9 protein-coding genes are annotated in these 11,056 nt (G+C 72.3%); 5 read left to right on the plus strand and 4 right to left on the minus strand.

Annotation, left to right across the window (positions count from 1 at the left end; translation table 11 throughout):
* Positions 1-30: 30 nt before the first annotated feature.
* The gene (locus ACGF13_RS20325) at positions 31-675 is read right to left on the minus strand and encodes a LuxR C-terminal-related transcriptional regulator (RefSeq protein ID WP_392876969.1); all 645 of its coding nucleotides are present in this window, start codon (positions 673-675) and stop codon (positions 31-33) included.
* Positions 663-1,844, minus strand: a complete 1,182-nt coding sequence (locus ACGF13_RS20330; protein WP_392876972.1) for a histidine kinase — start codon at positions 1,842-1,844, stop codon at positions 663-665. Before ACGF13_RS20330 ends, ACGF13_RS20325 begins: the two co-directional genes overlap by 13 nt.
* 113 nt (positions 1,845-1,957) lie before the next feature.
* On the opposite strand from ACGF13_RS20330, the gene ACGF13_RS20335 reads away from it, so the two are divergent.
* The 4 genes from ACGF13_RS20335 to ACGF13_RS20350 all read left to right on the plus strand — a co-directional run bounded on the left by ACGF13_RS20335 (position 1,958) and on the right by ACGF13_RS20350 (position 6,019).
* Positions 1,958-3,286, plus strand: coding sequence for a serine hydrolase domain-containing protein (locus ACGF13_RS20335; protein WP_392876975.1), 1,329 nt, complete (start codon positions 1,958-1,960; stop codon positions 3,284-3,286).
* A gap of 70 nt (positions 3,287-3,356) precedes the next feature.
* Complete coding sequence (locus tag ACGF13_RS20340; RefSeq protein WP_392876978.1) at positions 3,357-3,737, plus strand: hypothetical protein; 381 nt, start codon at positions 3,357-3,359, stop codon at positions 3,735-3,737.
* A 67-nt stretch (positions 3,738-3,804) separates the two neighbouring features.
* Positions 3,805-5,148, plus strand: a complete 1,344-nt coding sequence (locus ACGF13_RS20345; protein WP_392876981.1) for a M64 family metallopeptidase — start codon at positions 3,805-3,807, stop codon at positions 5,146-5,148.
* A gap of 271 nt (positions 5,149-5,419) precedes the next feature.
* The gene (locus tag ACGF13_RS20350; protein WP_392876983.1) at positions 5,420-6,019 is read left to right on the plus strand and encodes a hypothetical protein; all 600 of its coding nucleotides are present in this window, start codon (positions 5,420-5,422) and stop codon (positions 6,017-6,019) included.
* A 153-nt stretch (positions 6,020-6,172) separates the two neighbouring features.
* Here ACGF13_RS20350 and ACGF13_RS20355 read toward each other — a convergent pair whose 3' ends face one another.
* Both ACGF13_RS20355 and ACGF13_RS20360 read right to left on the minus strand, forming a co-directional pair.
* Positions 6,173-8,572, minus strand: coding sequence for a lamin tail domain-containing protein (locus ACGF13_RS20355; protein WP_392876986.1), 2,400 nt, complete (start codon positions 8,570-8,572; stop codon positions 6,173-6,175).
* Positions 8,573-8,879: 307 nt separating this feature from the next.
* Complete coding sequence (locus tag ACGF13_RS20360; RefSeq protein WP_392876989.1) at positions 8,880-9,299, minus strand: hypothetical protein; 420 nt, start codon at positions 9,297-9,299, stop codon at positions 8,880-8,882.
* A 454-nt stretch (positions 9,300-9,753) separates the two neighbouring features.
* Here ACGF13_RS20360 and ACGF13_RS20365 point away from each other — a divergent pair, with 454 nt between their 5' ends.
* Positions 9,754-10,932, plus strand: a complete 1,179-nt coding sequence (locus tag ACGF13_RS20365) for a Rieske 2Fe-2S domain-containing protein (RefSeq protein ID WP_392876992.1) — start codon at positions 9,754-9,756, stop codon at positions 10,930-10,932.
* Positions 10,933-11,056: the final 124 nt, after the last annotated feature.

Consider the following 11,056-nt stretch of genomic DNA (forward strand, 5'->3'; position numbering starts at 1 on the left):
GAGACGGCGTACGGTCCCCGCGCGGCCTCCTCAGTGGCGGCTGAGGTAGCTGAGGACGGCGAGGACGCGGCGGTGGCCGCTGTCGGCCGGCGAGAGGCCGAGCTTGGCGAAGATGTGGCCGATGTGCTTGTGGACGGCGTTGTCGGTGATGACGAGGCGGTCGGCGATCGTGGTGTTGTCCTGGCCCTCTGCCATCAGGGCGAGGACTTCGCGTTCGCGTGGTGTGAGGGCGGCGATCGGGTCGTGGGCGGGGCGGGTGAGGAGTTGCCCGATCACCTCGGGGTCCATGACGGTCTCGCCGACCGCGACCCGCCGCAGTGCGTCGGTGAACTGGCTGACCCGGCCGACCCGGTCCTTGAGGAGGTAGCCGACGCCGCCGCGGCCGTCGGAGATCAGCTCGCCGGCGTACTGCTGCTCGACGTACTGGGAGAGGACGAGTACGGGCAGCCCGGGGTGCAGGCGGCGGGCGCGGATGGCGGCGTGGATGCCCTCGTCACGGAAGGTCGGCGGGAGCCGGACGTCGACGATGGTGACGTCCGGGCGGTGTTCGGCGACGGCGGCGGCGAAGCCGGGGGCGTCCTCGGTGATCGCGACGACCTCGAAGCCCTTGGCGGTCAGCAGAAGTTCCAGCCCGCTGGACAGCAGGACGTTGTCCTCGGCGATCACGACCCGCATGGCAGGCTCACCGTGATCGTGGTCGGGCCGCCGGCCGGGCTGTGGAGGCGGACGGTGCCGTCGAGCGCCAGGACGCGGTGGCGGATTCCGGCGATGCCGGTGCCCAGCGTCTCGTCGGCGCCGCCGATGCCGTCGTCGGTGACCTCGATCGCCAGCCGGTCGCCGTCGCGTGCGACGCGGACGGTGCTGCGGGTGGCCCGGCTGTGCTTGGCGGCGTTGGTGAGCGCCTCGGCGATCGTGTGGTAGGCGACGGCCTCGACCGCGGCGGGGGCGGTGCCGTGGGCGTCGAGGTCTTCGAGGTCTTCGAGGTCTTCGAGGTCGAGGGTGGTGTCGATCGCCGAGCGGGCGGCCAGCGCGGTCAGTGCCCCGGCGAGGCCGCGGTCGGCGAGGATCGGCGGGTGGATCGTCCGGATCACGGCGCGGAGTTCCGTCATGGCCTCCTCGGCGTTCTCGTGGGCTTCCGCCAGGAGTCCGGCCACCAACTGAGGGTCGTCGTCCAGCAGTTCGCGGGCCACGCCCAGCCGCATCACGAGGGCCACCAGCCGGGCCTGGGTGCCGTCGTGCAGGTCGCGTTCGATCCGGCGGAGTTCCGCGCCGTGGGCGTTCATGGCCTCCGCCCGTGTCTCGGTCAGCGTCTCCACCCGCTGCGCCAGCCGCTCGGCGGTCGAGGGGGAGAGCATGGCCAGGCAGGTCCGGGCGTGCAGACGTGCCAGCGGGGGGACCAGCCAGTACGTCAGCGCCGCGAAGGCGACGGCTTGCGCGGTGCCCAGGGTCAGCGCCATCCCCCATCCGGTCAGGGGGACGCCGGCGGCGAACCCGCCCGCGGGGGTGCCCGCGGGCAGGGCCCACCACAAGGGCACCGTGACGGCGGTGGTCACCGCGTTGCCCGCGCACAGCACCACGACGAGCCCGAAGGCCACGCTGGTCACGATGCAGGTGCAGAGCCATCCGAGGACCCGCCACGGACCGACGCGGACGGCGCCGGAACGCGCGGAGCGCAGCAGCCGGTCGGCGCGGCGGCGGTGCCAGGACGCCCAGGCGCGGGCCGCTGCCGGGACGGCGAGTACGGGCAGCGCGAGCACGGCGAGCGCGGCGGTGCACAGGCTACCCAGCAGGTAGCCCAGCCCACGCCAGGTCTCCGAGAGCCGACCGGCCCCTTGGTCGTTCATTCGCACAAGTCTGGACCATGGGAACCGGGCCCGGCATTACAGCCCACCACCCTCTTTTCCGGCCGGTGAGCGGTATCGTCCGCCCGTCTCCCCCGGACCTAGCGTCAACGCCCATGACGAACATGACGAACACGGCGAGCACGACGAACACACCGAGTTCACCGATCCGCGCCCCACGGCGACGCCGCCGACCGGCCCGACGGAGCCTGACGCTGGCCGCCGTCGTGGCCCTGGCCCTCTCCGCCGGCATGCCCGAAGCGATGGCCGCGCCCGACACGATGGCCACGCCCGACACGACGGCAGCCCGGCCGTGCGACGACCATGACCGGCTCCAGCTCCAGCTCCAGCTCCGGCAACGGCTCCAGCACGACGCCGACGCGATCACCGCGGTCGGCGCCACGGGCGTACAGGCCCGTGTGGCCACCTCCGACGGACCGACCCTGACCGTCACCAGCGGGGTCGCCGACCTGACGGGACGACAGCCGGTCTCCCCGGACGGGTACTTCCGGATCGCCAGCATCACCAAGACCTTCGTGGCCACCGTGACCCTGCAGCTCGTCGGCGAGAACAGGCTGTCCCTGGACGACCCGATCGAACGGTGGCTGCCCGGTGTGGTGTCCGGGAACGGCAACGACGGTCGCGTGATCACCGTCCGCCAACTGCTCCAGCACACCAGCGGCATCCACGACGACTATCCGGACTACACCTCGGCGGAGGACTTCCAGAAGCACCGGAACGACTCGTACACGCCCGAGCAGATCGTCGCCCGGGCGATGAGCCACAGCCCGGACTTCCAACCCGACACCGGCTGGAACTACAGCAACACCGGTTACGTCCTGCTCGGGATGGCCATCGAGAAGGTCACCGGGCGCCCCTGGTACGAGGAGGTCGGGGAGCGGATCGTCCGGCCGCTCGGCCTCGACCACACCTTCCGGCCCGGCACGTCACCCACCCTGCCCCAGCCACACGCCGAGACGTACCAGAGGTTCCGGGCCGGCGAGCCGCTCGTGGACGTCACCGAGCAGGTCGGCCCGGGGACCAACGGGGAGGCCGGGCTCGTCTCCACCACCGCCGATCTCAACCGGTTCTTCGGCGCCCTGCTCGGCGGCCGGCTCCTGGCGCCCGCGCAGCTGGCGCAGATGAAGCAGACCGTCGCGGTCAGCCCGGCGTTCGAGCGGCTCATGCCGTGTGCCCGCGCCGGACTGGGGCTCTTCTCGCGCCGACTGCCCGGTGGCGGGGAGTACTGGGGCCACGAGGGCGGCGACGCCGGCTGGATCAGCTCCGTCGGTGTCACCGCCGACGGCCGGCGCAGCGTCGCGCTCTCGCTGTCGGGCGTCCAGGCCGACAGCGAGAAGGACGTCGTCCGGGTGGCGGGGGCCGAGAGCAGGCTGGTCGAGGACGCCCTGCGCGCGCCGGCGAAGGCCGATCCTCCGGGGCGGTGACCCCCCGGCCCCGACCCCGGCCCCGGCCGGCGCCCCTCACGCATGGACCTCCCGGTTGGTACCGTCCGGCATGGACTTCTCCACCCCCGGAACGGACGGGCCACGGCCGGACGCCGCCGCCGTGGCCCGCGCCGTGGCCCGTGCCGAGCTCGCCGACAACGTCTGGGGGTCGCTGTTCTCGGCCGTGGACGCGCAGCGGGCGGCCGCGCGCTTCCACTCCGCCGGCTGGCGGGTCCGGCGGTCCTCGCGGACCGAGTTCGAGGTCGAGAGCGCGTTCGCCGAACTTCGGCTCCTACCGTTGGAACCCGTGACGTTCAGCGGGTTCGTGGACCCCGACCGCATCGACGCCCTCCTGGCGGCGCTGGAGGCGATGGGCCTGTCCTTCGATGTCGAGTTCACCGACGCGGACGGGCGCGACCACCTCCAGCACTCGGCGAACCAATCGAACTGACGCATGATTGTCAGGTTCTGGGCATGGGAAGGGTGCAGGCCACAGACCGCTTCCCGGGAGGACACCCGTGCACCGCACCACCGCCAGGACCACCACCAGGACCACCACCGCCCTGCTCGCCGCCGTACTCGCCGGGACGGCCCTCGGGGCCGCACCCGCCTGGGGCCGTCCGGCGGACGGGCCACAGTCGGTCCACCAGGTGGAGCCACGCCCGGTCCACCAGGTGGAGGTGTTCGCCGAGGACGGCGGCATCTCCCGCGCCCAGGCCCCGGCCGGCTCCCCCTACCTCGCCGACCGCCCCCAGGGCGTCGCACCCGTCCGCGGCGACGGCGAGGTGACGGCACTGGTCCACAACGGGGAGCCGGCCGCCAAGCTGGACGTCGTGGTGGTCGGCGACGGCTACACCGCGCAGGAGCAGGAGAAGTTCCGCGCGGACGCGACCGCCAAGTGGCGCGAGCTGACCGCCGTCGAACCGTACGCGGCCTACCGCGGGCTGTTCAACGTCTGGGCGGTGTCGGCCGTCTCGCCCGAGTCCGGGGTCACCGGCGATCCCGACCAGGCGACGGTGCGGCACACCGCGCTGGGCTCGTACTTCTGGTGCGACGGCGTGGAGCGGCTGCTCTGCGTGGACGAGAAGGCCGTCGAGTCGTACGCGGCCAGGGCCCCGCAGGCGGACCTGGTGCTCGTGGTGGCCAACACCACGAAGTACGGCGGCGCCGGCTACAACGACGTCAAGTCCCCGGTCGGCTACGAGGGGATCGCCACCGTTTCAGGCGGCAACGCCAGGTCCGGGCAGATCGCGGTGCACGAGATCGGGCACTCGCTGGGCAAGCTGGCCGACGAGTACGCGTACGAGGGCCAGGGGACGTACCAGGGCGACGAGCCCGCCGAGGCCAACATCAGCACGCTGACCGCCGAGCGGATGCGACAGCAGGGCACCAAGTGGGCGCGCTGGCTGGGCCAGGCCTCGCCGGACGGCGGCACGGTCGGCACCTACGAGGGCGGCGGCTACTACCCCACCGGGCTCTACCGGCCGACCGAGAACTCGATCATGCGCTCACTCGGACGGGAGTTCAACCTGCCCGGGCGCGAGGCGATGATCGCGGGCTTCTACCGCCACGCCACCCCGCTCACCAGCCCCACCCCCGCCGGCAGCCGGCTCACCGCCGCCGACCGCCTCACCGTCGACCTCCCGGTATCCGGCACCCGGCTGCGCTGGTACCTGGACGGGCGGGAGCTGCCCCGGCTCGCCGACCGCACCTCGCTGGACCTGGCCGAGCTCAAGCTGACCGGGCCGCGCTCCCGGCCGCACGCCCTCACCGCCGTCGCCACCGACCCGACCCCGGCCGTCGCCGACCCGGCGCTGCGCGCGAAGCTGACCGCGAGCCTGTCCTGGCTGGTGGCGCGCTAGGCACTGTTGCAGCACCGGGCGTGCCGCACCCAGCGGCAACGGCCGCGGTCGGCCGGCGCCCGACCGGTCCCCCGCCCCGACGGTGTCGGCGGCGGGGCTCCGGCCGAACTTCCACGGAATCCACATGACTTGGTGGATTCGTGGGGCAGCCGTGACGGAGCCGTGCTAGAACCTTCGGCGGGCCGCAACTCCGGTTGCCCGCCCGCCCGGTACCGCATGTCCCGATGTTCCCGCGCCGCACCTCGTGTCCGGCCACGACCCTGGGAGAACCATGCCCACCGCACACACCCGTCCCGTCCGCCTGTTGCTCGCCGCACTGGCCGCCCTCGCCCTGCTGCTCACGGGCGGTGCGGTCACCGCGCCCTCCGCGAACGCCTCCACCACCGGCCTCGACGGCTCCTGGGCCTGCGACGTCCCCGCCGGGTACGTCTACGACCAGGTGTCGATGAACCGCAGCTGTAGCGGCGGCGGCAGCTGGAACTCGCCGCAGTTCCACCTGCGGACCCCGTACGACGGCCTGACGGCCTGCAAGAGCGCGCCCGGCTTCGTCTACGACGCCATCACCTGGGGCAGCGCCTGCAGCCAGATATCGGGCGTGCAGTCCAACCAGTTCCACCTGCGCAAGCCGGTCGACGGCATGGTCGCCTGCGTGGGCACTCCGGAGTTCACCTACGACTACCTCGTCTGGGGCACCACCTGCAACATGACCACGGGCGGCGGCCAGTCCAACGCCTTCCACCTCCGCAAGCCGTACAGCGGACTCTGGGCCTGTGACGTCCCCAGCGGCTTCACTTACAGCACGACCACCCAGAACTACGACTGCAGCACCTACCGGGGCGCCACCTCCACCAAGTTCCTCCTGCTCGGCTGACTGCTCCACTGACTGCTCGGCTGAGCGGTCCCGCACCGAAGGACGGGAGCAGGAAGTCGGCCTGGCCGACTTCCTGCTCCCGTCCTCGCTTCAAGGCATGTGTCACGGAAGGTGACGGATATCCGGTCTCTCCCCGGCTACTTCGGAGAACCGTTACGGCAGCGGGATGCGCACCACCTGCGGGTCGTGGTCGCTGAGCTGGGTGCTGAACTCGCTGTTGATGTGCACGATGTCGTAGCTGTACGAGGTGGCCGCGAGCGCGCCGGAGATCAGGATGTGGTCCAGCACCTGCGAGTTGCCCTCGTACACGTAGGTGTAGCGCTCGGGCAGCGGCAGGGTGCGCGGCAGGTCGGTGAGCGAGCCGCCGGCGGTGAGGATGTCGGCGGTCTGGGAGAACTCGAAGTCGTTGAGGTCGCCGAGCACGACGACCGAGGCCTTCGGGTCCACTGCCAGGATCTGGTCGGTGAAGTTCTTCACCACCGTCGCCTGGTCGTGGCGCTGGCTCTCCGAGGGGTGGGCCGGCTGCTGGTAGCGGCCGAACAGGGGCTGGTCGCCGCCCTTGGAGTTGAAGTGGTTGGCGATCACGAAGACCGGCTTGCCGTTCCAGCGGAACTCGCCGGCCAGCGGCTTGCGGCTGGAGTTGAACGCCGCGTTGGTCGGGTCGATCCGGCCGGGCGAGTAGGCCAGCTGCGGCGTGCCGCCCGCGTTCACCACGGAGTCGGCGGTGGTGGAACCAGCGCCGGGGCGGTCGGTGAAGGAGAGGCCGCGGTCGGTGCGGAACAGGAACACCTGACGGATGTTGCCGCCGGGCTGCCCGCCGTCCTGACCGTCCACCGGGTCGATCTCGCGGTAGGAGTAGGAGGGGCCGCCGGCCGCGCTGATGGCCGCGGTGAGCTTGGCCAGGGTCTGGGTCGCGCTCACCGTGCCGTCGCTGGTGGCACCGCTGTTGTCCTGGATCTCCTCCAGCGCGACCAGGTCGGGCGAGCGCAGGTTGGTGACGATGCCCGCCGCGAGGCCGTCGAACTTGCTCTGCGGGTCGGACGGGGCGAGGTTCTCCACGTTGAAGGTGGCCACGGCGAGCTGGCCGGCCGTCGGCGCGGCGGTGGTCTCGGGGGCGGTGCCGCCGGGGGTGACCGCCGGGGTCGCGGTGACCTGGAGGGTGAAGTTGCCGAAGGCGTAGTCGAGGACGCCGACGGTGGCGCCGCTCAGGGTGTCGCCGACGTTGGCGATCGGGGTCGGCGCGAGCGCCTTCCCGAGGACGACCCGCTCCGGGTTGCCGTCGTTCGCCTGCAGCAGGATGCCGCCCCGGTTGGTGCGGGTGCCGCTGCCCTGCGGGACGACGGGGACCTCGCCGTAGGAGTTGGTCGGGCCGACCACGGCCGCGTTGTCGATCTCGACCCGCATGCCCTCCAGGGACTCCCAGAAGTCCAGACCGTCGGTGGCGGGCTGGAAGTTCCCTGCGGCCTCGACGTCGCCGGAGGTGACGCTGGAGATGACCGAGGACGGGGGTATCCGCCCGCCCTGGCCGACCAGGGTGGCGGCGGGCAGCGGCGCGTTGTGGGCGACCACGCTGACGCTGGGCGCGGTCAGTTCGGTGATCGACAGGTTGTTGGTGCCGCCGGTGCCGCCCGGTCGGTACTGGCTGACGGTGGCACTGACCGTGACCGAGTCCCCGACGGCGACCGAGGGCGCGCCGGCGGTGTAGACGTAGATGCCCTCGCTGGTGGCGGGGTCGTTGTCGGGCTGCGGGTCCTGGTACCAGAAGCCGTTGGGGCCCACGGCCGTCACCACGCCGGGCACCGCGCTGACGGCGCTGCCGGCCAGCGGGGAGACGCGGGCGGCGCCCTGGATGTCGTGGATCCGGGTGCCGCCCGGGGTGCCGCCCCCGCCGTTGGAGGAGGAGTTTCGCGGCACGGGCGAACCGATCGCGAAGTCCGTCGCGTTGTTGTCGGTGTCGGTGGCGCCGCCGCCCGCGCGCAGGGCGGCGGTACTGTTCGACAGGTTGCCGGTCGGCGAGCCCTCGGCGGAGCCGGCGCTGGTGCCGTAGCCGACGAAGTCCCTCACCCCGGACTGGCTCGCGCAGCCGGTGGAGCAGGTCAGCGCGGTGCCGTTGGTGACGAGGGCGACCTTGCCGGAGGTCGCGGACATGGCGAGCGTCCCGGTGGCGTCCGCCGTCGGCAGGGCGGCGCCCGTACCGGCGCCGGCGGCCTCCTGGACGAGGAAGTAGTGGCCCGGCGCGATCGTGCCGGAGAGGGTGGTCTTCGACCAGCTGGAGCCGGTGGCCGAGGCGTACTGCACCGTCCAGCCGGTGACGGACACCGGCGTGGTGCCGCGGTTGTACAGCTCGACGAAGTCGTTGGTGTACGGGGCGCCGGAGTTGCCGCCACCGCCGTACACCTGGCTGATCACGATGTCGGACGACACCGCCTGCGCGACGCCGCCGGGCAGCGCCACCAGTGCCGCCACCACGGCCGCGGCGGAGGCCGCCGCCAGCGTCCGCCGCCGGACTCGTGGTGCTCTCGGGCTGATCCGGGGGTTCGGGGTGCTCCCCATGAGGCTTCCTCCTGACCACCGTCCGGACTCGCGACCCGGCGGTGTGTGAGCACGGACAAGAAAGGTCGGGCGCTGCGGTTGTAGCAGCGCCACCAGATCCCTACCGTCTGCACCGGGCAACGGCCAGGCATACGCCGGAAGAACGTTTCTACGCGCGACAAGTGGGAGGAGGTGCTCCGGATGGTGTGGATCAACTGCCGTGCCCCGCACGGCCGCTGACCCGCCCGACGGGAACAGCACAGGGCCCGGGGCCGGCAGTGGGGCGCCGCCGGACCCGGGCCGGCCGGTCCGTGTCACGTCGGGCGGGTCAGTGCGGACGGCGCTGCGCGGGCGTCGGCGCGGGCGCAGGTGTGGACGTCGGCGCGGGCACAGGTGCCGCCGTCGGTGTCGGTGTCGGCCGGGGCGGGCGTCGGCGCAGCGGCGCCAGTTCGCGTTCCAGGGCCCGCACGTCCAGCGCTATCCGGGACGCTATCTCGCGCGGAGCGGTACCGGCGGGCAGCCGGCGCGACCAGGAGCGGGGCTTGGCCGGGCCGTCCTGGACCATGTGGAAGTTGAGCCTCAGCACGTCGGCGACGTCGACCAGGCTCACCAGGATCCTGGTGTCCCCGAGCTCTATGCTGACTTCGTTCCCGATGCACGAGCAGGCCACCAGGCCCTCGATGTCCTCCTCCGCCAGGTATCTGGCCAGGGGTACCGCCTTACCCCGGACCAGAAACGGACGTTCCACCGGAGTCACCGGACCGCCTCCTCCCCCAGCAGCTGAGCGCGCCTCGGCCGCGGCGCAGGCGCACCGCAACAGACCGGGCCCGGCCCATGCTCCACCACATCCGGCCGGATCGCCAACTCCGTGTCTCACCACGTGAATTGGCCGAACGCACCGACCCGGCGCACCGGCGCACACCCCAGCGCACCGGACCGGTCCGACGGCCACGACGACGGCAGCGAGCGCATGGCCGGGGGACGCTCGTGTGCCCGCCCGAACGAAGCGGACGGCCGGTCAATCGGCCTGAATTCATCGAACTTTCAAACGCATCTATTTCTAACGGATCATCAGACTTGTTGCAGACCAGGGAGGTTGTCCGTGCACGTTCTCCCGATCCATGGATAGCATCTGAATTCCATTCTGTTCGAGCGCTAATCGCCTGGGAGGGGCGGCGCCGGGCAGACCGACAGGAGTCTTCATGCGCGTGTCCAAGCACGTCCACCCCGTCAGCAGCCGTCCGACCGCGGCCGACATCGCCCTGCCACCGGCACTGCCCTATCCCGACGGCTGGTCCGCACTCGCCTTCTCCGCCGAGCTCAAGCCCGGCACCGTCCTCACCCGCCGGCTCGCGGGCGAGGACGTCGTGCTGTACCGGCTGCGCAACGGCCGCATCCGCGCGATCCGCCCGTACTGCCCGCACCTGGGCGCCCACCTCGGCCTGGCCTCGGTCGAGGGCAACGACCTGGTCTGCCCCTTCCACAACTTCGCCTTCGACGCCGAGGGCCGCTGCGTGCGCACCGGGTACGGCACCCAGCCGCCCAAGGCGGCGCTGGCGCAGCTGCCGGTGCGCGAGGTCAACGAGTCGGTCTTCGTCTGGCGCCACCACGACGGCCGGGAGCCGGACTGGGAGATCCCCGCCTGGCACCGGATCGGCGACGGGCGGCAGCCGCTGCGCTACGCCTCCTTCGAGATGCCCGGCCACGCCCAGGACGTCATGGAGAACTCCTTCGACCTGGGGCACTTCATCACCCTGCACGGCTGGCCGCAGGGCGAGCTGGCGGCGCCGGTGGAGTTCGACGGCACCGGCTTCCACATCTCGATGCTGGTCCGGGAGACCTTCCCGCTGCTCGGGATGCGGGAGGTCCACGTCGAGGTGGACGGGTACGGCCTCACCGCCCTGCACACCGACGTCCACACGCCCTCGCTCGGCCTGCAGATCTGCTCACTGGTCATGGCCACCCAGGTCGCGCCCGGGCGGATGCAGCTGCGCCAGGCGGGCCGCTTCGTCATGTCGGAGCCGTCCGGGCTGCCGCCGGCCGTCGCCCGGACGGTCAGCCGGGCGGTGACCAGGATGCTGGCGGGCCCGATGTTCAAGCGGAACCTGGAGTTCACCTCGGCGGACTTCCCGATCTGGTCCACCAAGCGGTACGTCTCCCCGCCCCGGCTCACCCAGGGCGACGGGCCGATCGGCGCGATGCGGCACTGGGCCCGGCAGTTCTACCCGCCGGACCAGCAGGCGCACCTGCCGGGCGCGGCCGCACTCGCCGACCGCAACGGGTCGAGCGCCAACGGGCACGAAACGAACGGGCACGAAACGAACGGGCAGGACACGAACGGGCAGGCTCAGCCGGAAGCCTCCAACGGAGCCACCCGGTAACCCCCGACCCCGTACGCGGCGGGGGGGGCCCCCCCCCCCGGCCCCCCCGCCCCGTCCAGCTGCCCGGAAGCCCACGCCGGGTCGACACCGCCGCGCCGGCGCGCCGCCCCCCCAAAGAATCGGT

The organism is Kitasatospora sp. NPDC048286 (genome assembly GCF_043201735.1).
Taxonomy (GTDB): domain Bacteria; phylum Actinomycetota; class Actinomycetes; order Streptomycetales; family Streptomycetaceae; genus Kitasatospora.

Excerpts from the sequence above, each read along its gene's own strand:
- ACGF13_RS20325 (WP_392876969.1), bottom strand. The coding sequence starts at position 675 with ATGCGGGTCGTGATCGCCGAGGACAACGTCCTGCTGTCCAGCGGGCTG.
- ACGF13_RS20330 (WP_392876972.1), bottom strand. The coding sequence starts at position 1,844 with ATGAACGACCAAGGGGCCGGTCGGCTCTCGGAGACCTGGCGTGGGCTG.
- ACGF13_RS20335 (WP_392876975.1), top strand. The coding sequence starts at position 1,958 with ATGACGAACATGACGAACACGGCGAGCACGACGAACACACCGAGTTCA.
- ACGF13_RS20340 (WP_392876978.1), top strand. The coding sequence starts at position 3,357 with ATGGACTTCTCCACCCCCGGAACGGACGGGCCACGGCCGGACGCCGCC.
- ACGF13_RS20350 (WP_392876983.1), top strand. The coding sequence starts at position 5,420 with ATGCCCACCGCACACACCCGTCCCGTCCGCCTGTTGCTCGCCGCACTG.
- ACGF13_RS20355 (WP_392876986.1), bottom strand. The coding sequence starts at position 8,572 with ATGGGGAGCACCCCGAACCCCCGGATCAGCCCGAGAGCACCACGAGTC.
- ACGF13_RS20365 (WP_392876992.1), top strand. The coding sequence starts at position 9,754 with ATGCGCGTGTCCAAGCACGTCCACCCCGTCAGCAGCCGTCCGACCGCG.